A 22757-nucleotide genomic window follows, 5' to 3' on the forward strand; every position below is an offset into this window, starting at 1 on the left:
GATTATGCCATCTTTTGATATTGTTTCGGAACTCGAACTGTTTGAAGTCAATCACGCTGTACAAAATACCCAAAAAGAAATTGGAACACGTTTTGATTTTCGTGGTCATGATGTATCGATTGAACTCAACGAAAAAGCCAAAGAAATTAAAATCACTGCTGAAGCCGATTTCCAATGTGAACAAGTTTATAATATGCTTGAAAATCATTTCTTTAAACGTAAAGTCGATATTCAAGCACTTGACCCACAAAAAGCTACTGCATCTGGTAAACACGTGATTCAAGTGATTAAATTAAAAGATGGCTTAGACAGTGATACCGCTAAAAAAATCAACAAAGCGATTAAAGATAGTGGGATTAAAGTGCAATCATCGATTCAAGGGGATAAAATCCGTGTAACTGATAAAAAACGTGATACATTACAACAAGTCATGGCATTTTTGCGTGAGCAACAATTTGGTATTCCGTTGCAGTTTAATAATTTTAAAGATTAAAACTTATCTCAACACATTCATGATGAAACAATTCTAATTTTGCCTTAAAGCCAAAAAGTCTTGTTTCATCATATACTACAACATCAATATAACTTCAAAATTAAATAATAGATATTAAAATTCTTACATATACCATCAATAAAAATCCTTGCTTATCTCGCATATTGTAACTATACTAAGTTACAAAATGGAGCATATGCATGACCAAATCTGAAAAATTGCTAGAAAAACTCAAAAATTCACAAAAAACTTTTGTATTTAGTGAGTTAGTTACGCTTTTAAAACAACTCGGTTTTACTATGCATGAGCGAGAAGGTTCACGAGTCGTTTTTATTTGTGATGACGATTCTAGTATTCGTATTCACTTACATAAACCACACCCTGAAAATACCATCAAAGGTGGTGCATTAAAGGCTGTAAAACATTATTTAGAAGAAAAAGGCTATTTTTCTATTGATACAATGGAGCAACATGATGATGACTTATAAAGGCTATGTTGGCACTTTTACACTCGATGAAGATGATGAAATGTTCTATGGTAAACTTATTGGTATCAATCAGTTAGTTACTTTTGAAGCTAACAATGCTCACGATTTACGCCTTGCTTTTTTTGATGCAGTCGATGACTATCTTACATTTTGTCAAGAACAAAATATTGAACCTGATAAACCATTTAAAGGGTCATTTAATGTACGCATTGGTGATGATTTACACCGCAGAGCAGTCATTGCTAGTCAAGGAAGTAGCTTAAATGCTTTTGTAACTGAAGCAATTAGTGAAAAATTATCTCGCTTATCGCTATAATCATATCAAGATTTTATGATTGATGATGAGCATAAATTTCTAATAAGATATGGGGTATATCATCGACATACCCCATTTTTGTGATAAAAATCAAATTTTTAACCTAAATTACAAATTAAAATGTTACTTTATATCATAAAAACGATTATTCTCTAAATAATCATCTGAAATTACAATAATAACAATAAAAAATTATTTGCATTTGAGAAATATTATTATTTATAATAATCAATACAGTCTTTTTGATACAAAAATTTTATTAGGTTCATTTATGTCATCTGCTCAATCTTCTAAAAACAATAAAGCTTTACACATTAGTGGCGTTTTGGCGATGGTTGCTGTTGGGCATTTGGTATCAGCTTGGCTTATTGGCAATATGAAAATGCCTGAAATTCGTCCTTTGGAACTCACTAAACCATTGGAAGTTAAAATGATCCATATAGAAAAGCCAAAACCAATTGTACCACCACAACCTAAAAAAGAACCTCCGAAAGAAAAACCAAAACCTAAGCCACAACCACCTAAAGAAATTAAAAAAGTTGAAAAACCAAAACCTGTAGTACAGCCACCAAAACCTGTACCGCAACGTGTTATTCAAACCAAAACACCTAGTCCAAAACCACAACAAGTTGCTGTTGATGTGCCACCAGCTCCACCGAGTCCGCCTGCACCACCAGCTCCACCTGTAGTAAAAACTCCACCGAGTCCACCTACACCGCCAAGCCCACCTGCACCGCCAGCTCCACCGAGTCCACCAGCTCCGCCGAGTCCGCCTGCACCTGTTTCTGTATCGGAAGGTCAATTGGCATGGCAACGTAGACCACATATTGACCCAAGTGCATTAAATACGCATTTGAAACAATTAGAAGCTGATAGCGTTACTGTAACAGTATCTTTCACATCAGATGCAAAAGGTAAAATTGTTTCGGCAACAGTAACAAAATCTAGTGGTATCCCTGCACTCGATACTTATGTAAAAAATCGTGTGATGGGGGCGAAACTGAAAGAATACAAACCAAATGGTGTACCAACACCAGTCAAATCAACCCAAAATTTCCTGTTGCGTAAACCTAAATAAGGTATTAGTTCAACAGTTATCAATAATTAGGAAAATGTTATGAACTTCTCTATCTATTGGGCTCATGCCGATGTAATCAGCAAAACACTATATTTTGTATTATTGGCTTTTTCGATTGCAACTTGGACAATTTTTGTTCTACGCTACATGGGGACTAAAAAACTCAAAGCCGAAGCAAAAGAGCGATTAAATCAAGCGATTCACGCCATGCAACATAAACTTAATGCTTTACCTTTAACAGAACGTAAAGCTGTTGCTGAACAAGCATTATTACGCCAAATTGGTAATGAAAAAGCAAAAGCTGAAAAAGGCGTAGCAGTATTAGGTACGACCGCTTCAATTGCACCGTTTGTCGGCTTATTTGGTACAGTTTGGGGCATTTTCCATGCACTTGTTGCAGTTGGTAAAAGTGGTCAAGCAGGTTTAGCACAAGTAGCAACACCTGTGGGTGAAGCTTTAATTATGACAGGTTTGGGTTTGGCTGTGGCAATTCCTGCAGTATTGGCGTACAATATCTGTACACGTCAAAATCGTGGTTTAAGTAATGAAATGCAAGAATACGCACATCAGTTATTAATCGATGTTATGCTTCAACAAACGACCGAGAAAAAAACTGAAACTGTAAAACAAGTACAAACTGTGGGGAGTCAAGCATAATGGCTTTTTCATTAGGCGATGGCGATGATGGTGGTATGAATGAAATTAACCTCATTCCACTCATCGATATTATGTTGGTGTTGATGATTATTTTCCTTGTTACGGCAACGGTGGCTAATCCTTCAATTCCTTTAACTTTACCTAAAACATCTGCAGAAATGCAACCAGAGCCACCAAAAGTAATTAGCATTTCTATTAATGCTCAAAATGAAGTCGCTTATAATGGTGAAATGGTCAGTTTAGATGAGTTAAGAAATCGTTTAGAAACGGCTTCACAAGAAGAAAAGAAACCAAGTTTACAGTTACGAGCGGATAAAGATTCTAAATATGATACCACTGCTCAAGTCATGTCTCGTGCAAGTGAAGTCGGTTTAACGGATATTGCATTTGTAAGTGAAAACTAAACAACACAAATATAGTCGATTTATATCAGAATAATACAATAAATGTAGGGGTTTATTATATAAACCCTTTGTAAAATCAATTGCTTGGGCGAATATAATTCGCCCCTACTGTTCAATTTTGAATTGAATTGACTATAAGAGCATAAATGCTCATCTAAATCAAATCATCAATAAAAAACACCCTAAATTCAATAATTTAGGGTGTTTTTATGTGGTCAATGATTTATTTTTTCACAGGGAAAATACTTTCCACGAGTTCAACTGTACCGACATATACCAACATTGATATATAATCGCCTTGTTCTACAGTCAATTGCTTAAGCATAGCATCATCAAACTTATTTTGCTGTAAATCTACATATGCTTTCGCCAAGAACTGCCCTGCTTTGTCTAAATGCACTTGTGATTCAGCTTCAAGTTTACCATCTAACATCATGACTTCATAACGCTGTACATAAAGATGAGCAAATAACGCTTCAGGTGTTTTAAACTTTTTCTTTAATTCTGCTTTTTGAGCTTCATTAAACATATCATCAGCAGGCTCTGTTGTTACAGGTTGAATAATTTCTTCCACAATTTCAGCAGTTTGTGAACCGATATTATTCAACATTTGACGGCTTGAGCGTAAATTATGCTTTTGCTCTAAGGCTTGAATCTGTTTCACTTGTGCAGGTTTTAGCATATACAATTCTTCATCAGCATAGCTATACGCATACACTAAAGCAATTTCTTGCAAATCTTTTGCCGATACATAATTCAAGAACTCTGGACGATAATGGCTTAATAAACTAATAAAAGTTGCCACATAAGCCTGTTCATACGATTTTGTTTGTTGATAAACTGACTGAGCAATATTCTCCGCCAATTCACTACCATAACGAGATGAACCTACCTCTTTTTTAGATACTAAAGCAAATGGGTGTTCAGTAAATGGTTTAGCATTTTTCGCATTTGTAGTTAAATTAACTTTAGCTTGACCATAATTTTGTACATTCATATCAAAATTAACAGTCCCTTTTATATGTTTAACATCTAAAATAGTGCTATCAACATTAAACATCATGTTATTCGCTACTAAACGACCTTGTGCGTCAATTAAAGTATCCATATAAACAGGGTGTAAATCTTTTGGTAAACGCTTTTGAATCACATCTTGATGTTTCGCCAAAATTTCTTTAAATTGTTCTAACGTTTTTAACTCGCCATTGTCATATTGAGCAAATGTTTTGTTAAGTTCCTCATCATTACCCAACACCATATTAAATAAATTCGCCCATAATGATGTATTTGATGATTTTTCACTAAAAATGCTACTGCCATATTCTTGATAACATTCTGTCAGTGTACCAAAATTAGGCTTTTTCTGTACCAATTCACGACATTGTTCTGGTGATAAACCATCATAAGGCTCTGCCAAACGTTCTCCTTGTTCAGTTTCAACTTCAGCATGGTCATGTTCATCGCCATGCTCGTGGTCATGGTCGTGTTCATCTACTTCTAAACTATCTAAATGGTCATAGATTTTATCGAACAATTCTTCAGCAGAATCATACACGTCTGGCTCAGCTTTTGGTGCAGTATCAGCTTTACCGATTTTATTTGCTTCAGCCTTTAACTTATCAAGGTCTAATAATTTTTCTTCTGAGAATTTCTTATTAATAATCTCAAAAATAGCACTTTCTAACACTAATTCTTCGATACTGGTATTTAAACGAACCTTTTGCACTGCACCCAATTTACGTTCATCATCGGTCAATTTTAATTGTTGTACGCTTTCTTGCCCAATCAAATTTTCATAATATAAAGCATTTGCCACTTTTAAATAATCGGTAAATGCTTTCAAATTTACCGCTTTGAGTACATCTTTGTATTCAGAAAAATCATAATAATAACTTTGAGCATCTTGTTTTGCTTTGCCTGATAATTTTTGTGGGTCAATATCATTCATATAAATACGATGTTGTTGCAAATCTAAAAAGAATGGCAGACGATATTGCACCAGTAAATTGCTATCTTGGTAATGAGCTTGTGTTTCTAATATAGCACGTTTTTGACGGAAATCAATACCGCCATTCATTTGCAATTCACCATATTGTGCAATATTTTGTAATACACTTAACCCTGCTTGCATACGAGAATTTTGTAAACCTGATGATGTTTGCTCAACTTGTTGCAATAATGCTTGCTGTTGCTCTTTATTTAGGTTAATTTTTTGCTGACGTAAAAACTGTTCAATCACTTGCTTTTGTTCTTGTGTCTGAGCTGTATCTGGTTTTACATCGCTAAATTGTAAATTTCCATATAGACGAGCATTAAAATTATAATTGGGTTGTGTATAAAGACTATTTAATGCTGTCGTTGCTTGTTGATTTACATTCTGTGTCTTATTCGAAACTATTTGTGATGATGACTGTGGTAAACTTGCACACGCCGTTAAACCCACTGTTAAAAGTGATAAAGATAGTGTTGTTAAACGCATAATAGAATCCTATTCATTGTATAAAAGATATAGTCAAATAACTTAAAAACTGGTACAAAATTCATCATCGTGCTGTAGGGGCGAATCATATTCGCCCTATATGAATATCGTATTTATTGGGCAAATGTGATTTGCCCCTACAAGTCTATACCAATTTTTAGGTTGAATTAGTATATGTTTACTTTATCACAAAATAGGAAAAAATAAAGATACTTTTTATCATTTATTTGCTTTTATGACATTAGATTTAACCAAAACTATCAATGCAAAAAAATATCTGTCAGGCATAATAGTATATAAGTTATAATTTACCCTATATTTGATGGAGATTGACCATTATGCCAGCCTATAAAGCTCCTTTGCGTGATATGCGTTTCTTAATGAATGAAGTTTTGGATTACCCAACTCACTACACTACATTATCCAATGGTAATTTAGTTGATAAAGATACCATTGATATGATTTTAGATGGTGCTGCTGAATTTTGTGAAACTGTTCTTTCTCCTTTAAATCAAACAGGTGATGAAGAGGGTTGCCATTTTAACAATGGCGAAGTCAAAACCCCTGCAGGTTTTAAAGATGCTTATGACCAATTGGTGATGGGTGGTTGGCAAGGCTTATCTTACCCAGAAGAATTTGGCGGTCAAAACTTACCCATGTCACTTAACCTGATTAAATCAGAAATGATTGGTACAGCCAATTGGTCATTTCAAATGTACCCCGGCTTAAGTATTGGCTGTATGAATACCATCATGCAATACGGAACAGATGCTCAAAAACAAACCTATATGCCAAATTTAGTGGCGGGAACTTGGTCTGGAACAATGTGCTTGACCGAGCCACAATGCGGTACAGATTTAGCTCAAGTGAAAAGTAAAGCTGAACCACAAGCAGACGGTACTTATAAAATCACAGGTACAAAAATCTTTATTTCTGCAGGCGAACATGATTTAACCGAAAATATTATTCACATCGTATTAGCACGTTTACCTGATGCACCTGCAGGAACTAAAGGCATTTCATTATTTATCGTGCCAAAATTTATGATTAATGCTGATGGTAGTTTAGGCGAACGTAATGGTGTAGAGTGTGGTTCAATTGAACATAAAATGGGGATTCGTGCTTCAGCAACAGCCGTACTCAATTTTGATGGTGCAACAGGTTACTTAATTGGCGAAAAGAATAAAGGTTTACAAGCAATGTTTACCTTTATGAATACTGCTCGTATTGGTACAGCTATTCAAGGTGTATGCCATGCTGAATTATCATTTCAAGGTGCATTAGCGTATGCCAAAGAACGTATGTCAATGCGTGCCATGTCTGGTGCAAAACAACCTGAAAAAGTGGCAGATACCATTATCCATCATGCTGATGTTCGCCGTATGCTCATGACACAAAAAGCAATTGCGGAAGGTGGTCGTGCCATGATTTATCATGCAGCTAAACTTGCCGATAAAATGACTGATGCTTTACGTCAAGGCAATCAACAAGCTTATGAAGAAGCTGATAATGAACTGGGTTTCTATACACCAATTTTAAAAGCATTCTTAACCGAATTGGGTTTTGAAGCAGCGAATCACGGCGTACAAGTATTTGGTGGTCATGGCTATATCAAAGAATGGGGCATGGAACAAATCGTACGTGATGCCCGTATCTCTACACTTTATGAAGGCACCACAGGCGTACAAGGTTTAGACTTCTTAGGACGTAAAGTGTTATTATCATCTCGTGGTAAAGTGGTAGCAAATTATACTGCTGAAATTTTAAAATTTGCAGGACAACACGCAACCAATAAATATTTACGCCGTTTCTCTTGGGATTTGAGTAAATTATGTACACAATGGGGCATTTTAACCGCTCGTATCGTGATGATGGCTCGTAAAGACCGTGAGATTGTCGCAAGTGCTGCAGTTGATTATTTAATGTTCTCTGGCTATGTGATGATGGCTTACTTCTGGGCTCAACAAGCGGTCGTTGCATCGCAAAAACTTGAACAAGGCGATGGTGCAGAAACACCAGAATTCTATAAGGCAAAAATTAAATTGGCTCATTTCTATTTTGAGCGTTTATTGCCACGCACACAAGCACATGCTGATGCGTGTATTTCTCCACCTAAAGTGTTATTGTCTTTAGCAGAAGAACATTTCAGTTTTGATTATTAATGATAACTGTAATATTTCTTAACGTAGGAAAGCCGTTGTCTTATCACAACGGTTTTCTTTTTTAGAATTATATCATCAATCATCATTTTTGCCATACATTCTCATAGCAAAATTCATTATAATAACGCACACATAATGATGATTTTTAAATTGCATATGCACGCACTTTTAGACGATTTTGACACCGCCCATCTCTGGCACCCCTATACTTCTATGAAATCGCCCATTCCTGCTTTAAAGGTTTCTAAAGCAAAAGGGTGCTGTATTTATTTAGATGATGGCACAAAATTGATTGATGGTATGTCATCTTGGTGGTGTGCCATTCACGGCTACAATCACCCCGTTTTAAATCAGGCAATTGGCGAGCAATTAAATCAAATGTCGCATATGATGTTTGGCGGATTAACACACGAGCCTGCGATTGAATTGGGTAAATTATTATTATCCATTTGCCCGCCAAGTTTAAAACACATTTTTTATGCCGATAGCGGTTCGGTTGCTGTAGAAGTCGCCTTAAAAATGGCAATGCAATATTATTATACACAAGGCAAACCGAATAAAAATAACATTGCCACCACTCGTTCTGGATATCACGGCGACACCTTTAATGCAATGAGTGTCTGCGACCCCGATACAGGAATGCACCATTTATTTGGCGTAAGTTTACCCAAAAGATTTTTTGTACCTGCACCAATAAGCCCTTTTGACGGTAAATGGTCTGATGGTGATATTTTGCCTGTAGCAGAATTATTTAAAAACCATCACGACAGCATTTGTGCTTTTATTATTGAACCGATTGTACAAGGGGCTGGGGGAATGCGGTTTTATCACCCACGCTATTTACAAGCATTAAAAAAGTTATGTGATGATTATGATATTTTATTGATTTTTGATGAAATTGCTACAGGATTTGGACGAACAGGAAAATTATTTGCTTGTGAATATGCCAATATAGAGCCTGATATTCTATGTCTTGGCAAAGCCTTAACAGGCGGTTATATGACTTTGTCTGCTGTTTTAACCAATCAAAAAGTGGCTTATGGTATTAGTGATAATGGCGGTGTCTTTATGCACGGCCCTACTTTTATGGCAAATCCTTTGGCTTGTGCCGTTGCCAAAAAAAGTATAGAGCTGTTATTAAGCCAAGATTGGCAAGCAAATATCAAACGAATTGAACAAATTTGCCAAAATCAATTAAAAAACTTTAAGGCGGATAATATTGCCGATATTCGTATTTTGGGGGCGATTTGTGTGATTGAATTGACAGTTAATGTTAATATGAGAGCCATTCAAGAACAATGTATTAAACGAGGTATTTGGATAAGACCTTTTGGCAAATTGGTGTATTTAATGCCACCTTATATTATTGGTGATGATGAGTTGATTTATTTATTAACACAAGTCAAAGAGCTGATTAAAAATAAGGAATATTTATGAGCAAAAATAAGTATTTGGAACATTATGCCCAAAAGTTAGATGAATTAAAGGCAAATAATAATTTTCGTGAATTTCATTCCATCATTCACAATGGCAAATATATGATTAAAAACGGGAAAACAATGCTCAATCTTGCCAGCAATGATTATCTGGGTTTGGCAAGCGATGACTTATTAAAACAAGAATTTTTTGACACATATTCCAATCATTTAATGAGTTCGTCATCATCACGGCTTTTAACAGGTAATTTTGCCATTTATCAGCAATTAGAATCAGAATTAGACAGCTATTTTGGGCGACCTGCGTTATTATTTAATAGCGGTTATCATATGAATTTGGGCATATTACCTGCGATTTGTGATGATAAAACTTTAATTTTGGCGGATAAACTCATTCACGCCAGTATCATTGATGGCATTTTATTATCAAAAGCAAAATTGGTTCGTTATCCCCATCAAGATTTAGTGCAATTAGAAAGTTTATTACATAAATATCAAGATGATGATACTTATAATAAAATTGTTATCGTTACTGAAAGCATTTTTAGTATGGACGGTGATGAAACCGATTTAAAAAAATTGGTTGATTTTAAACATCAATTTGATAAAGTATTACTCTATGTTGATGATGCTCACGCTATGGGTGTGCGTGGCGAGCGTGGTTTAGGCTGTGCTGAACAATATAATGTGATGAATAACATTGATTTTTTGGTGGGGACATTTGGTAAGGCGTGTGCATCAGTGGGCGGCTATATTATTTGTGATAAAATCATCAAACACTATTTGATTAACTTTATGCGACCACTCATATTTAGTACCGCCTTGCCACCTATCAATATGGCGTGGACTTCTTTTATTTTAAATAAAATTATCAATGATAAAGCCATTCAAATAAAAAGAGAAAGATTGGATTATTTATCCAATACCTTAATTAATAAAATCAAAGCTCTGGACTACACTTGCCCATCATCAAGCCATATTGTGCCTGTGATATTGGGAGCAAACGAAAAAGCGTTATCTTATGCTCAACAATTACAACAATCAGGTCATTATATTATGGCAGTTCGCCACCCAACAGTTGCCAAAAATCAGGCAAGACTGCGTATTTGTTTAAATGCCAATATGACTGATGATGAATTGACAAAGTTACTGTATCAATTAGAGCAGTTAAAGCAAAATGATAAGGAATAAACAGCGTGAATGTTGAATTAATCCGTCAGCGATTTCAAAAAAATCATAAACATTATCATCATCACGCTTATATTCAAAGAAAAATTGTCAATGATTTAATGGCATTGATGGATAAATATCATTTACCTAAGACATATCAAAATGTATTAGAAATTGGTTGTGGGACGGGATTTTTAACAAATCGGTTTCTTGGTCAATACCAAGCCCAAAATTTGTATTTAAATGATTTGTACGACATTCAACAAAATTTTTGTCATCAAAACATCAATTATCTGATTGGCGATATTCAAAGAATTGGTTTAAATCACCATTATTTTGATTTAATATTATCCAGTTCAGCCATACAATGGATTTATCCATTAGAGGATTTATTAACCAAAATGCACCAATCTTTAACAGATGATGGTTATGTATTGTTAAGCAGTTTTTTAAGTGATAATTTATGGCAAATAAAACAATTAACTGGACAAGGATTGGATTATTATGGTTTTGATGAATTAAAAGCTGTTTTTTTAAATTGCGGTTTTAATATTATCGATATTAAGGAGCGGTACGAGGACTATTATTTTGATGAGCCTTATGACATTTTAAAACATTTAAAATATACAGGCGTTACTGCAAATCGTGATGGTTTTATGTGGAATAAACAAAAATTAAAACAATTTAACGATGATTATCAAAAATTTAAAACACTTCATCAAAATAAAATTGTTTATCCTTTAACTTATCATAGCGTAATTATCTTAGCAAAAAAGGCAAACCACAATGAAATTTGATGATTATCATACAATGCAAGGCAGTTATTTTATTACAGGCATTGATACCGATATTGGCAAGACTTATTTTACAGGAAAATTGGCAAAAACTTTATATGAAAATGGGCAATCTGTCATTACTCAAAAACTTATTCAAACAGGCTGTCATCAATACGCTGATGATGTTTTGACCCATCGTCAAATGATGGGCATTGATTTATTAGACTGCGATAAAACTGGCTTAACCATGCCGTGTGTGTTAAGTTATCCTTGCTCACCACATTTGGCAAGTCGCATTGATAATAAAGTGATTGATTTAGATAATATTTATCAAACAACTTGTCAATTAGAAAAGATGTTTGATATTGTGTTGATTGAGGGTGCAGGTGGGTTATTTGTACCCATCAATAATGAATTGTTTTTGATAGATTATATTAAAATACGCCAATATCCAGTTATTTTGGTTACTTCTGGACGGCTTGGCAGTATCAATCACACCATTTTGAGCATCAATGCCATTTTAAAGCAAGGTTTAACTTTATATGCGGTTGCTTACAATCATTTTGATGATCATCAAGACAAATTGATTGCCAATGATACACAAAACTTTTTGAAATCCTATTTAAAGCAGCATTGCCCAAGGGCACAATGGTGGGAATTTTAATGATGGTATCAATCATCGATTTTAAAGCAATTTATGGTCATATTCAAAATCTACATACATTTTACACCTAAAAAATGTAAAAAATATCACAAAAATTATGCTAAAAAATGTTATAGTATGCACGCTAAAAAATAGAGGAAATGCTGAATGAACCATCAGACAAATCCGCCCAACGATGTACTGATTGATGTTAAAAATCTCCATTTTAAACGTGGTCAGCGAATTATCTATAATGGAGTGGATTTACAAATCCGACGTGGTCAAATTACCGCCATTATGGGTCCATCAGGTACAGGTAAAACAACCTTATTACGTTTAATTGGTGGACAACTTAAACCTGATAGTGGAGAAATTCTACTTGATGGACAAAATATTGCTCAAATGTCTCGCAAACAATTATTTGAAGCTCGAGCTAAAATGGGTATGCTGTTTCAAAGTGGAGCATTATTCACCGATATGTCAGTTTATGAAAATGTGGCATTCCCTATTCGTGCTCATACCAAAAAATCAGAAATGGAAATCAAACAAATCGTTGCTGAAAAATTAGAGTCAGTCGGCTTGCGTGGTGCAGAACAACTTATGCCAAGTCAGCTCTCTGGTGGTATGAATCGCCGTGTTGCATTAGCACGAGCCATTGCACTCAATCCAGAACTAATTATGTATGATGAGCCATTTGCAGGACAAGACCCTATTGTCATGGGTGTATTAATTCGTTTAATTCGTTCCTTGCGTGAAGCCTTAGATTTAACTACCATCATTGTGTCGCATGATGTCAGTGAAACTTTATCGATTGCTGATTATATTTATATTATCGCAGAAGGTAAGGTACAAGGCGAAGGCACACCTGATGAATTACGTCAGCATCCATCAGCTTTTGTACAACAATTCATTACTGGTTCAGCAGAAGGTCCTGTCGCTTATCAATTTGATGTAACAGGAGGAACTGTATGATGAATTGGGTAGCCAATCTTGGACGGGCTGTAATTGACCGTATTAGCGGTATTGGTATGGCAAGTGTGATGTTAATGCAAATTATTTTCTCTATGCCAACATGGCTAGGCGTAAAATTATTTGTCTATCAAATGTACCGTGTAGGCGTATTATCCCTACTTATTATTAGCGTATCTGGCTTATTTATTGGCTTGGTTTTGGGCTTACAAGGCTATTCCATTTTAGTCAATGTAGGGAGTGAAGCCATGCTCGGTACAATGGTTTCATTAACCCTATTGCGTGAATTAGCACCTGTGGTTGCCGCTTTATTATTTGCAGGACGTGCAGGTTCAGCACTTACTGCAGAAATTGGCTTAATGAAAGCAACTGAGCAACTCTCCAGTATGGAAATGATCGGGGTTGATCCATTAAAACGTATCGTATCGCCACGTTTATGGGCAGGTATTGTAAGTTTACCCATGCTAACCGTTATTTTTGCTTCCATTGGTATTTTAGGCGGTAAATGGGTTGGTGTTGATTTTTTAGGTGTCGATGAAGGAGCTTACTGGGGCGGAATGCACAATAATGTACAATTCGCTAAAGATGTTTTTAATGGCACGATTATCAAAAGTATTGTTTTTGCTTTAATTTGTACTTGGATTGCAGTATATCAAGGCTATGCTTGTGAACCGACATCAGAAGGTATCGCAACAGCTACAACCCGTACGGTTGTATATTCATCGCTGTGTGTTTTAGGTTCTGATTTTGTATTAACTGCAGTGATGTTTGGAGGTTTATCATGAATAAACGTGGTAGTGAGTTTGCAGTCGGCATTTTTATTATTTTGTTTGGTGCTGCACTATTTTTCTTAGCAATGAAAGTGAGTGGTTTAATTGGTACAAATGTCAAAGACCCTTATCAAATGACCGCAACATTCCATAATGTCAATGGTCTCAAAAAACGTGCCAAAGTAACTTTAAGTGGTGTAACTGTTGGACGTGTAACGGATATTCAACTTGACCCTGTAACCCGTTTAGCAACGGTCTATATGACCTTAGATGGTTCTTTGACATCGTTTAATAACAAGCAGTTAGAACAGGTAAAAGCCAGTGCCATTGAAGATTTGCGTTACAGTTCTGAATATGAAAGTGCAACAGCAGAGCAACAAAAAGAAATGGAAACGCAACTATTAAATAACATGACCTCCATCACAAACATCGATGAAGACGCGTATATTATCATCTCAACCAACGGCTTATTGGGCGAGAAATATTTACGTATTACTCCAGGTGGACATTATCGTTACTTAAAACGTGGCGGTGAGTTTATCAATAAGCAAGGTTCTGTTGAATTGGAAGATTTAATTAACAAATTCATTACCAATGGTGGTGCAAGTAAATTAGGCGGTGATGATACTAAAGCCAAAAATAGCGATAGTAAAACATCTAGCCAAGATGATGTACCAAGTTTTGAAGAGTAATGATTGTTATCATATCCAGTGTATAATTAACAATCAACCAAAAATTAATATTTAGAGGTTTATTATGAACTTAATGCAAAAAACAGCGATGACAGTTGCAGTAATCGCAAGTTTTACCATGACTACAACCGCTTTTGCTGCTCCTGCTGAAGCACCAAATGCCTTTGTTAAACGTGTTGCTGACCAACTCACAACACGTCTTAAAACTGATGCACCAAAACTTAAAAATAACCCAGCTTTAGTGCGTCAAATTGTACAACAAAACATTGAACCACATGTAGATACTCAAGGTTTTGCACGTTTAGTGATGGGTAATTATGCAAGTAATACTTATAGTACAGCAGCACAACGTGCACAATTTGAACGCAGTTTCAAAGATAAGTTAATTAATAACTATGGTGCGGAATTGGCAAAATATGCAAATAATAGCTATACCATGCGTCCATATAAAGAAAATGCAGCGAATAAAACCTATCCTGTGGTGATGATTGACTTTTTACATCAAGGTCAAAAAATTCCAGTTGCATTCCAGTTGATTGAAAAAAATAATCAATGGAAAATCCGTAATATTGATGTAGAAGGCGTGAATATCGGTTTTACTTTACGCAGTCAATTCGCTGATACGGTAACAAAAAATGGTAATAATATCGATAAAGCCATTACTAACTTTAATCCTGATTTAGAGAAAGCGAAGAAAAAGTAAGTTCACAACTGAGCTTTTAGATAGTTAGGGCGGAATATTTTCGCCCTATGCTTTTATAGAAAAAATCTGCGATTGCCTGTAGAGCATAGCCTAATGCTTTTAAAATAAGTAACAGAATTTTAATGATTTCTTCCATGAAACAGCTAAAAAATATAAATCAAAATATAGTTGATTTATATCAGAATAATACAATACATGTAGGGGTTTATTACATAAACCCTTTGTAAAATCAATTGCTTGGGCGAATATCATTCGCCCCTACTGTTCAATTTTGAATTGAATTGACTATAGTAATCAATAAAATCAAAAAGAGAATTGAAAAATATTGTGGTTTTAGGATAATGACGATAGCATTTTTCCACAAACCACTCCACTCAAATATGCATTGAAAGATAATTTCTATCACAAATCTAAAAATGATTTTTAACACTTTTATAATGAGATAGAAAATATCTTCCATAAAATAATATTATACTTTATGACGCATATGTGGGAATAAAATCACATCACGAATGCTTGGAGCATTGGCAAATAACATCACAAGGCGGTCAATACCAATCCCTTCGCCTGCGGTTGGCGGTAAACCATATTCCAACGCCTCAATAAAATCGGCATCATAATGCATTGCCTCATCATCGCCTGCCTCTTTTTCGGCAACTTGCTGTTTAAAACGCTCGGCTTGGTCAATGGGGTCATTAAGCTCACTAAACCCATTAGCAATTTCACGCCCACCAATAAACATCTCAAAACGGTCGGTAATATGAGCATTGTCATCATTACGGCGAGCAAGGGGCGATGTTTCGGCTGGGTATTCGGTAATAAAAGTCGGCTGTCTTAACTTTGTTTCTACCGTTTCTTCAAAAACAATCGTTTGTAATTTACCCAAACCAAACGATGGTTTGACTTCTTCTTTTAAGGTATTTTTAACAAATTCCGCCAAAAATTCACGGTCATTGATGTTATCCAAAGTTAGATTTGGATTATATTTTAAAATCGCTTCACTCATTGGAATTTTGGCAAATGGGGCTTTAAAGCTAAATACTTCTTCGCCATAAGGCACATCGGTTGTTCCCAAAATATCCATTGCCAATTTTTCAAGCATATTTTCGGTCAATGCCATTAAATCTTTATAATCAGCGTATGCTTGATAAAATTCAATCATGGTAAATTCAGGATTATGGCGAGTGGAAACGCCTTCATTTCTAAAATTACGGTTAATTTCAAATACTCGCTCAAAACCGCCGACAACAAGGCGTTTTAAATACAGCTCTGGGGCAATGCGTAAATACAAATCCATATCCAAAGCATTATGATGAGTAATAAACGGTTTTGCTGACGCACCCCCAGGGATAATATGCATCATTGGCGTTTCTACTTCCATATAACGCTCATTGGTCAAAAATGCACGAATACCAGCAACAACTTTGGAGCGAATTTCAAAAGTTTTGCGAGTGTCTTCATTGACCATTAAATCCAAATAGCGTTGGCGGTATTTGACTTCAGTATCGGTTAAACCGTGAAATTTATCAGGCAATGGGCGTAACGATTTGGTCAATAATTCAAATTGTTCTAAATGAATGTATAAATCGCCTTTACCAGAACGACCAATATAACCACTCCCTGCGATAATATCGCCCAAATCTAGTGATTTAATCAGTTCCAGAGTATCCGCATCAAGCCCTTTTCTATCCACATAAAGCTGAATACGACCTGTCATATCTTGAATGACAATAAACGAGCCACGATTGAGCATTACCCGCCCTGCGACTTTGGCATAGACTTTTTCGCCATTCTCAATGGTTTCTTTATCCACGCCTTCAAATTTGGCTTGTAAATCGGCGGCGTAATCTTCACGCTTAAAGGTATTTGGATAAGCGGTTTTGCCATTCGCTTTTGCCTTTTGTTCCAATTCTTTTAATTTGGAATGGCGTTGGGCGATTAAATCATTTTCGCTGATTTGATTTTCAGGTTGGTTTGACATAAATAAGCCTTAATTAAAAATAAATACAAAATTATTTGATGATAAAATCATAAGGATATTCTAAAATTTTTTCATCAACCGTTAAAAAATAAAAATTTTCTGATTTAGCTTGAGAGATTAATAATCTATCAAATGGGTCTTTATGCTTAGGCATTTGGGGTAAGTTTTTTATTTCAAATAAATGTTGATTTTGGATATAAAGTTGTTTAAAACCATCATAAATTAAACCATTAAATAAATCTTCTGGATTAACATCAAATTCAGGTTTATTTAAAGATGACTTAATAGAAACTTCCCACAGACTCACAGAACTAAAATAAAGATGATAATTGAAATTTTGAATGATTGGTATTGCTTTTGGTGCCATTTTTTGCAATTCATTTTTACCATGCCAAATCAAAATTTGTGTATCAACGAGAATATTCATCATATTCCCCAGAAAACAAAGCAAATATTTCATCTTCATTTATTCTGTCAAAATCAACAGGGGCAGAAGTATTATTTGTACCCACTAAAAATCCCCCTGATCGTTTACCTTTTTTACTATCAGGTTCATTTTCTAAAACAGAAATTTTAATTGGCAATTTATTTACATCTGTTAAAATAACTGATTTTCTTTCAGCTCTAACCTGTTCAATAATTGCCATTATATCAGCTTTAGTTTGTTCAACAATCACTATCTGTTCCATCTTATTCACCTATATTAATTGAGTGAAGTCAATAGTATAGCCGATTTACTTACAAAATACATAGCGAAAATGATGAATTATTTCAAATATCGAACAGACTAGTTTTTATATCTATCAATGAATTAGATACATTTACACCATCTATCATATTTTTATAGAGTTTACATGATGATTGATAATAGTAATCCATTGTTTCTCATTAAATTTTCTTAATTCTTGGGCAACATTGACATTAAATACATATTTTAACCATTGTTTTTGCCAATAGCAAATTAAGCCCAATTCTCCTTGTAAAGTTTTTAAATAATTTTGGTATAAAATATTAGCAACATCTATGTTTAAGTAATGAAATAAATATGCCATATACTTATCAGCATAAATTAAAGAAGATTGATGATCCCCATCATGCAATCTATCCCAAAAATAAGGTTCATTATCAAACAAATTATTGGGACAATCTTGTAAATTAATATGAGAATAATCGCTGATTGATTTTAAATAATTATCCAAAGTATTATCCACAACTCTAACATAATCATCTTCTATAGTCAGTAAATGATATTCTTCATCTTGTGTAAAATGATTTTTAGGAGAATATTTATCCTGAATTTTTACTTGCATATACTCAATTTTAAATACCAAAAAAGGAAGATAAACTTAATTATCTCCCCTATTTTACTAAAAGCTACACTCTATCGTAAAGATTAGTTCTTCTCTTTACAGGGCAATCACACTATATAGATAACTGATTGATTTAGTTAAAATTTATTTTTTATAAACAACATTAGAATGCTGAAAATATTTAATAAAATCATATAGATATTTTTTATAGTGCGATTACTCTGTTCTCTTTATCAATAATTTTGTTTGCTGTAATCCAAGGTACGAACAAAAAAGCAAAGATTAAGTATCTTTGCTTTTTTGTGAGGCACTCAACTTAGCACCAATTACTTCAATAAAGATTAGTTCTTCTCTTTATCAATGATTTTGTTTGCTTTAATCCATGGTACGAACAAAAAGCAAAAATTAAGTATCTTTGCTTTTTGTGAGGCACTCAATTTAGCACCCATTACTTCAATAAAGATTAGTTTTTCTCTTTATCAATGATTTTGTTTGCTTTAATCCATGGCATCATTGCACGCAATTTAGCACCAGTAACCTCAATACCATGAGCTGCATTTTGACGGCGACGAGCAGTCATTGACGGATAATTCAACGCACCTTCTTGGATAAACATCTTCGCATATTCACCAGATTGAATACGTTTTAACGCATTACGCATTGCTTCACGAGATTGCTCATTGATTACTTCAGGACCTGTTACATATTCACCATATTCAGCATTGTTAGATACTGAATAGTTCATATCAGCGATACCACCTTCGAACATTAAATCAACGATTAATTTTAATTCGTGTAAGCATTCGAAGTACGCCATTTCTGGAGAATAACCAGCTTCAACTAAAGTTTCAAAGCCCATTTTCACCAATTCAACCGCACCACCACAAAGTACTGCTTGCTCACCGAATAAGTCAGTTTCAGTTTCTTCACGGAATGAAGTTTCAATAATACCAGTACGACCACCACCTACACCAGAAGCATAAGAAAGTGCTACATTACGTGCATTACCAGTTGCATCTTGATGTACAGCAATTAAGTCAGGCACACCTGAACCACGTTGGAATTCTGAACGAACTGTATGACCCGGTGCCTTTGGTGCAACCATGATTACATCTAAATCTTTACGTGGTACAACTTGGTTATAAAGTACAGAGAAACCATGAGCAAATGCTAAAGTTGCACCTTGCTTGATATTTGGTTCAATCACATCACGATAAAGTTGAGATTGGAATTCATCTGGCGTTAAAATCATCACTAAGTCAGCTTGTTTAACCGCTTCTGGTACTTCAGCAACTTTTAAACCAGCATTCTCAGCTTTTTTCCAAGAAGTAGAATCAGCACGTAAACCAACGGTTACATCAACACCACTGTCTTTTAAGTTTAATGCATGAGCATGACCTTGTGAGCCGTAGCCAATAATTGCTACTTTTTTGCTTTGAATGATTGATAAATCACAATCTTTATCATAAAAAATTTGCATTTTGACACTCCAAATAATGCGTTTTAAGATAGTACTTTCAATAAAATTACCATCTTAGATTTAAAATTTATACAGTTAAAACTTTTTCGCCACGTGCAATACCAGACACACCTGAACGCACCACTTCTAAAATGGTATTTTCAGCTAAGGCTTGAATAAAACCATCAATCTTTTCAGTTGTACCTGCTAATTGAATAGTATAAGTATTTGGTGTTACATCAACGATTTGACCACGGAAAATATCAGCTGTACGTTTTACTTCATCACGAGCTACACCTGATGCACGTACTTTAATCAACATCAATTCACGTTCAATATGTGCACCATCAGACAAATCAACCACTTTCACAACTTCCACTAACTTATTGAGTTGTTTAGTAATTTGTTCGATTTTATGGTCATCGCCATAGGTCGTTAATGTTAAGCGAGATAAAGTTTCATCTTCAGTTGGAGCAACGTTTAGGGTTTCAATATTATAACCACGTTGGCTAAACAAACCGACAACACGAGATAACGCACCCGATTCATTTTCCATCAATACAGAAATAATATGTCGCATTATGTACGCTCCCCTTTTGCTAACCACATATCACGCATCGATTGTCCAGCAACTTGCATTGGATAAACGTGTTCTGAACGATCTACCATGACATTGATAAACACACATCGATCATTAATTGCCATCGCTTGTTGTAATTTGCTTTCTAATTCATCAGCATGTTCAATCGTAATACCTGCATGACCGTAAGCTTCCATTAATTTAGTAAAGTCAGGCAATGAATCAACATAAGAACTCGAATGACGACCTTCATAATTCATATCTTGCCATTGTTTTACCATACCTAAAGCACGGTTATTTAAGCACAAGATTTTAACATTTAAGCCATATTGTTTACAGGTTGATAATTCTTGAATACACATCTGAATTGAAGCTTCACCCGTAATACATACTACTTGTTGATTTGGGAATGCTAATTTAGCCGCCATTGCATACGGTAAGCCTACACCCATGGTACCTAAACCACCAGAATTCAGCCATTGGCGTGGACGTTGATATTTATAGTATAAGGCAGCAAACATTTGATGTTGCCCTACATCGGAGGTAATAATCGCTTCACCATTAGTTACTTTATACAAAGCTTCAACCACTTGTTGTGGTTTCATAGTGTTATCATTTGGAGTTTGATAACGTAAACCATGAACTTTACGCCATTCATCAATTTTTTCCCACCAACTTGCAACGGCATCAGCATTTGGCTTAGAAATTTCACGTTGCTTAATTTGAGCCAACATTTCTTGTAATACTAAATCCACCGCACCCACGATTGGAATATGAGCCATAATGGTTTTAGAAATACTTGCAGGGTCAATATCAATATGAATGACTTTCGCATTTGGACAGAATTTTGCAGGATTATTGGTTACACGGTCATCAAAACGTGCACCAACCGCTAAAATTACATCTGCATGGTGCATTGCCATATTGGCTTCATAAGTACCATGCATCCCCAACATACCAATAAATTGTGGGTCATTTCCAGGGAAACACCCTAAACCCATTAAGGTATTAGTAACAGGATAACCCAAAATATGTGCTAATTCAGTTAGATATTCTGATGCATTACCTTGTACCACACCCCCTCCTGCATAAATCACAGGTTTTTTTGCAGTAATTAATTCATCAATTGCTTTACGAATTTGTCCTGAATGTCCACGAGAAGGTGGTTGATAAGAACGCATCTTCACAGATGCTGGATATTCATAAGGAAATTTTTTTGTTGGGTCAGTCGCATCTTTAGGAATATCAATTACTACAGGACCGGGACGACCACTTGATGCAATATAAAATGCCTTTTTAATAATGGTAGGAATTTCACTTGCATGGCGTACTTGGAAACTATGTTTAACAATTGGGCGAGAAATCCCTACCATATCCGTTTCTTGGAATGCATCTTCCCCAATCAAATGACTTGGCACTTGACCAGAAATAATCACCATTGGAATAGAATCAGTATAAGCTGTTGCGATTGGCGTAACGGTGTTAGTTGCACCCGGCCCTGATGTTACTAGAACAACACCAGTTTTACCTGTTACACGAGAATAAGCATCTGCCATATGACCTGCTGCTTGCTCATGACGCACTAAATAATGCTCAACTTTATCCTGTTGGAAAATTGCATCATAAATATGCAAAACTGCACCACCAGGATAACCAAAAACGTGTTCTACACCTTCGTCCGCTAAGGCACGAACGAGCATTTCACCGCCAGATAAAAGTTCCACAATAATTCACCCTATAATTGCACTCATTAAAAATTAACATAATGAGCAATAAAAAATGACACAACAAAGTTATGTATTAAAAATTAGATATGTATGCAATTTGATATTATAGCGTAATTTGTTACATAAACAGAATTACCAATACGAGAATTGTTCTCTAAACCATCGCTTTTATGATAATAAGGGTAAATATCATAACATTGACCTGCTCTTTTTGTGAAAAGAATGGGCTAATTGCAAAGCGATAACTTAATTTAAAGGGTGGTTTAAACTAAGTAAAATAGAATGCATATTCTTTATCGATTTAACCCATCATGTCAAGCATAAAATCTTATTTATCCACTTAAAATTAAATAAATGAGTAAAAAATAAGCATATTATATCATTTATGTTTAACATATTGTTGTCTATTTAATATACACAATAATTCAAGGATTAAATCATAATGGATAATCAGAAACTCTATA

At 34.9% G+C, this 22757-nt stretch carries 23 protein-coding genes; 15 read left to right on the forward strand and 8 right to left on the reverse strand.

Translation table 11 applies throughout. From position 1 onward, the window contains the following. Positions 1 to 4 precede the first annotated feature (4 nt). From LU301_RS09850 to LU301_RS09875, 6 genes are all read left to right on the forward strand, one after another. On the forward strand, positions 5 to 493 hold the full coding sequence (locus tag LU301_RS09850) for a YajQ family cyclic di-GMP-binding protein (protein ID WP_305270355.1): 489 nt from the start codon (positions 5 to 7) through the stop codon (positions 491 to 493). Between the two features lie 200 nt (positions 494 to 693). Then, a complete protein-coding gene (locus tag LU301_RS09855) occupies positions 694 to 981 on the forward strand; it encodes a type II toxin-antitoxin system HicA family toxin (RefSeq protein WP_305270356.1) in 288 nt (95 codons plus the stop codon). Next, on the forward strand, positions 968 to 1297 hold the full coding sequence (locus LU301_RS09860) for a type II toxin-antitoxin system HicB family antitoxin (protein ID WP_305270358.1): 330 nt from the start codon (positions 968 to 970) through the stop codon (positions 1295 to 1297). The genes LU301_RS09855 and LU301_RS09860 overlap by 14 nt, the downstream gene beginning before the upstream one ends. Before the next feature lie 271 nt (positions 1298 to 1568). Continuing rightward, the gene (locus tag LU301_RS09865; protein WP_305270360.1) at positions 1569 to 2375 is read left to right on the forward strand and encodes a TonB family protein; all 807 of its coding nucleotides are present in this window, start codon (positions 1569 to 1571) and stop codon (positions 2373 to 2375) included. 39 nt (positions 2376 to 2414) lie between these two features. After that, complete coding sequence (locus LU301_RS09870; RefSeq protein ID WP_305270362.1) at positions 2415 to 3032, forward strand: MotA/TolQ/ExbB proton channel family protein; 618 nt, start codon at positions 2415 to 2417, stop codon at positions 3030 to 3032. Next, positions 3032 to 3436 (forward strand): ExbD/TolR family protein, encoded by a 405-nt coding sequence (locus LU301_RS09875; protein ID WP_305270364.1) that lies wholly within the window; start codon positions 3032 to 3034, stop codon positions 3434 to 3436. Before LU301_RS09870 ends, LU301_RS09875 begins: the two co-directional genes overlap by 1 nt. A 223-nt stretch (positions 3437 to 3659) precedes the next feature. On the opposite strand, the gene LU301_RS09880 is transcribed toward LU301_RS09875, so the two are convergent. Further along, positions 3660 to 5915 (reverse strand): hypothetical protein, encoded by a 2256-nt coding sequence (locus LU301_RS09880; RefSeq protein ID WP_305270366.1) that lies wholly within the window; start codon positions 5913 to 5915, stop codon positions 3660 to 3662. A 338-nt stretch (positions 5916 to 6253) separates the two neighbouring features. Between LU301_RS09880 and LU301_RS09885 the strand changes: the two genes are divergently transcribed. The 9 genes from LU301_RS09885 to LU301_RS09925 all read left to right on the forward strand — a co-directional run bounded on the left by LU301_RS09885 (position 6254) and on the right by LU301_RS09925 (position 15236). Then, complete coding sequence (locus LU301_RS09885; RefSeq protein ID WP_305270368.1) at positions 6254 to 8077, forward strand: acyl-CoA dehydrogenase C-terminal domain-containing protein; 1824 nt, start codon at positions 6254 to 6256, stop codon at positions 8075 to 8077. Between the two features lie 156 nt (positions 8078 to 8233). Then, positions 8234 to 9514 carry an adenosylmethionine--8-amino-7-oxononanoate transaminase gene (bioA, locus tag LU301_RS09890; RefSeq protein ID WP_305274053.1) on the forward strand — a complete coding sequence of 427 codons (1281 nt, stop codon included), beginning with the start codon at positions 8234 to 8236 and terminating at the stop codon, positions 9512 to 9514. Next, positions 9511 to 10704, forward strand: coding sequence for an aminotransferase class I/II-fold pyridoxal phosphate-dependent enzyme (locus tag LU301_RS09895; RefSeq protein WP_305270370.1), 1194 nt, complete (start codon positions 9511 to 9513; stop codon positions 10702 to 10704). The genes bioA and LU301_RS09895 overlap by 4 nt, the downstream gene beginning before the upstream one ends. 5 nt (positions 10705 to 10709) lie before the next feature. Further along, on the forward strand, positions 10710 to 11480 hold the full coding sequence (bioC, locus tag LU301_RS09900; protein WP_305270373.1) for a malonyl-ACP O-methyltransferase BioC: 771 nt from the start codon (positions 10710 to 10712) through the stop codon (positions 11478 to 11480). A gap of 13 nt (positions 11481 to 11493) precedes the next feature. Beyond that, a complete protein-coding gene (bioD, locus tag LU301_RS09905; protein WP_305274055.1) occupies positions 11494 to 12123 on the forward strand; it encodes a dethiobiotin synthase in 630 nt (209 codons plus the stop codon). Between the two features lie 147 nt (positions 12124 to 12270). Then, the gene (locus LU301_RS09910; RefSeq protein WP_305270375.1) at positions 12271 to 13074 is read left to right on the forward strand and encodes an ABC transporter ATP-binding protein; all 804 of its coding nucleotides are present in this window, start codon (positions 12271 to 12273) and stop codon (positions 13072 to 13074) included. Continuing rightward, positions 13074 to 13856, forward strand: coding sequence for a lipid asymmetry maintenance ABC transporter permease subunit MlaE (gene mlaE, locus LU301_RS09915; RefSeq protein ID WP_305274057.1), 783 nt, complete (start codon positions 13074 to 13076; stop codon positions 13854 to 13856). Before LU301_RS09910 ends, mlaE begins: the two co-directional genes overlap by 1 nt. Next, the gene (gene mlaD / locus LU301_RS09920) at positions 13853 to 14533 is read left to right on the forward strand and encodes an outer membrane lipid asymmetry maintenance protein MlaD (RefSeq protein ID WP_305270377.1); all 681 of its coding nucleotides are present in this window, start codon (positions 13853 to 13855) and stop codon (positions 14531 to 14533) included. Before mlaE ends, mlaD begins: the two co-directional genes overlap by 4 nt. Positions 14534 to 14597: 64 nt before the next feature. After that, positions 14598 to 15236: an MlaC/ttg2D family ABC transporter substrate-binding protein gene (locus LU301_RS09925; protein ID WP_305270379.1), complete on the forward strand. Its 639-nt coding sequence runs from the start codon at positions 14598 to 14600 to the stop codon at positions 15234 to 15236. Between the two features lie 469 nt (positions 15237 to 15705). Here LU301_RS09925 and lysS read toward each other — a convergent pair whose 3' ends face one another. From lysS to LU301_RS09960, 7 genes are all read right to left on the reverse strand, one after another. Beyond that, positions 15706 to 17217, reverse strand: coding sequence for a lysine--tRNA ligase (lysS, locus tag LU301_RS09930; protein WP_305270381.1), 1512 nt, complete (start codon positions 17215 to 17217; stop codon positions 15706 to 15708). 31 nt (positions 17218 to 17248) lie between these two features. Next, the gene (locus LU301_RS09935) at positions 17249 to 17644 is read right to left on the reverse strand and encodes a type II toxin-antitoxin system VapC family toxin (RefSeq protein WP_305270383.1); all 396 of its coding nucleotides are present in this window, start codon (positions 17642 to 17644) and stop codon (positions 17249 to 17251) included. Next, a complete protein-coding gene (locus LU301_RS09940) occupies positions 17628 to 17906 on the reverse strand; it encodes a hypothetical protein (protein ID WP_305270385.1) in 279 nt (92 codons plus the stop codon). Before LU301_RS09940 ends, LU301_RS09935 begins: the two co-directional genes overlap by 17 nt. Before the next feature lie 144 nt (positions 17907 to 18050). Continuing rightward, complete coding sequence (locus LU301_RS09945) at positions 18051 to 18527, reverse strand: hypothetical protein (protein ID WP_305270387.1); 477 nt, start codon at positions 18525 to 18527, stop codon at positions 18051 to 18053. A 463-nt stretch (positions 18528 to 18990) separates the two neighbouring features. Beyond that, on the reverse strand, positions 18991 to 20007 hold the full coding sequence (ilvC, locus tag LU301_RS09950) for a ketol-acid reductoisomerase (protein ID WP_305270389.1): 1017 nt from the start codon (positions 20005 to 20007) through the stop codon (positions 18991 to 18993). Between the two features lie 67 nt (positions 20008 to 20074). Next, positions 20075 to 20566, reverse strand: a complete 492-nt coding sequence (gene ilvN, locus LU301_RS09955) for an acetolactate synthase small subunit (protein ID WP_305270391.1) — start codon at positions 20564 to 20566, stop codon at positions 20075 to 20077. After that, a complete protein-coding gene (locus LU301_RS09960) occupies positions 20566 to 22290 on the reverse strand; it encodes an acetolactate synthase 3 large subunit (RefSeq protein ID WP_305270393.1) in 1725 nt (574 codons plus the stop codon). The genes ilvN and LU301_RS09960 overlap by 1 nt, the downstream gene beginning before the upstream one ends. Positions 22291 to 22757 lie beyond the last annotated feature (467 nt).

It is taken from the genome of Moraxella sp. ZY210820, assembly GCF_030674635.1.
Taxonomy (GTDB): Bacteria; Pseudomonadota; Gammaproteobacteria; order Pseudomonadales; family Moraxellaceae; genus Acinetobacter.

Coding starts and splice junctions, on each gene's coding strand:
- bioD (WP_305274055.1), top strand. CDS start 11,494: ATGCAAGGCAGTTATTTTATTACAGGCATTGATACCGATATTGGCAAG.
- LU301_RS09940 (WP_305270385.1), bottom strand. CDS start 17,906: ATGGAACAGATAGTGATTGTTGAACAAACTAAAGCTGATATAATGGCA.
- ilvC (WP_305270389.1), bottom strand. CDS start 20,007: ATGCAAATTTTTTATGATAAAGATTGTGATTTATCAATCATTCAAAGC.
- LU301_RS09880 (WP_305270366.1), bottom strand. CDS start 5,915: ATGCGTTTAACAACACTATCTTTATCACTTTTAACAGTGGGTTTAACG.
- mlaE (WP_305274057.1), top strand. CDS start 13,074: ATGAATTGGGTAGCCAATCTTGGACGGGCTGTAATTGACCGTATTAGC.
- LU301_RS09885 (WP_305270368.1), top strand. CDS start 6,254: ATGCCAGCCTATAAAGCTCCTTTGCGTGATATGCGTTTCTTAATGAAT.
- LU301_RS09855 (WP_305270356.1), top strand. CDS start 694: ATGACCAAATCTGAAAAATTGCTAGAAAAACTCAAAAATTCACAAAAA.
- mlaD (WP_305270377.1), top strand. CDS start 13,853: ATGAATAAACGTGGTAGTGAGTTTGCAGTCGGCATTTTTATTATTTTG.
- LU301_RS09895 (WP_305270370.1), top strand. CDS start 9,511: ATGAGCAAAAATAAGTATTTGGAACATTATGCCCAAAAGTTAGATGAA.
- LU301_RS09945 (WP_305270387.1), bottom strand. CDS start 18,527: ATGCAAGTAAAAATTCAGGATAAATATTCTCCTAAAAATCATTTTACA.
- LU301_RS09875 (WP_305270364.1), top strand. CDS start 3,032: ATGGCTTTTTCATTAGGCGATGGCGATGATGGTGGTATGAATGAAATT.
- LU301_RS09865 (WP_305270360.1), top strand. CDS start 1,569: ATGTCATCTGCTCAATCTTCTAAAAACAATAAAGCTTTACACATTAGT.
- LU301_RS09910 (WP_305270375.1), top strand. CDS start 12,271: ATGAACCATCAGACAAATCCGCCCAACGATGTACTGATTGATGTTAAA.
- LU301_RS09860 (WP_305270358.1), top strand. CDS start 968: ATGATGACTTATAAAGGCTATGTTGGCACTTTTACACTCGATGAAGAT.
- LU301_RS09850 (WP_305270355.1), top strand. CDS start 5: ATGCCATCTTTTGATATTGTTTCGGAACTCGAACTGTTTGAAGTCAAT.
- LU301_RS09935 (WP_305270383.1), bottom strand. CDS start 17,644: ATGAATATTCTCGTTGATACACAAATTTTGATTTGGCATGGTAAAAAT.
- ilvN (WP_305270391.1), bottom strand. CDS start 20,566: ATGCGACATATTATTTCTGTATTGATGGAAAATGAATCGGGTGCGTTA.
- lysS (WP_305270381.1), bottom strand. CDS start 17,217: ATGTCAAACCAACCTGAAAATCAAATCAGCGAAAATGATTTAATCGCC.
- LU301_RS09925 (WP_305270379.1), top strand. CDS start 14,598: ATGAACTTAATGCAAAAAACAGCGATGACAGTTGCAGTAATCGCAAGT.
- bioA (WP_305274053.1), top strand. CDS start 8,234: ATGCACGCACTTTTAGACGATTTTGACACCGCCCATCTCTGGCACCCC.
- LU301_RS09870 (WP_305270362.1), top strand. CDS start 2,415: ATGAACTTCTCTATCTATTGGGCTCATGCCGATGTAATCAGCAAAACA.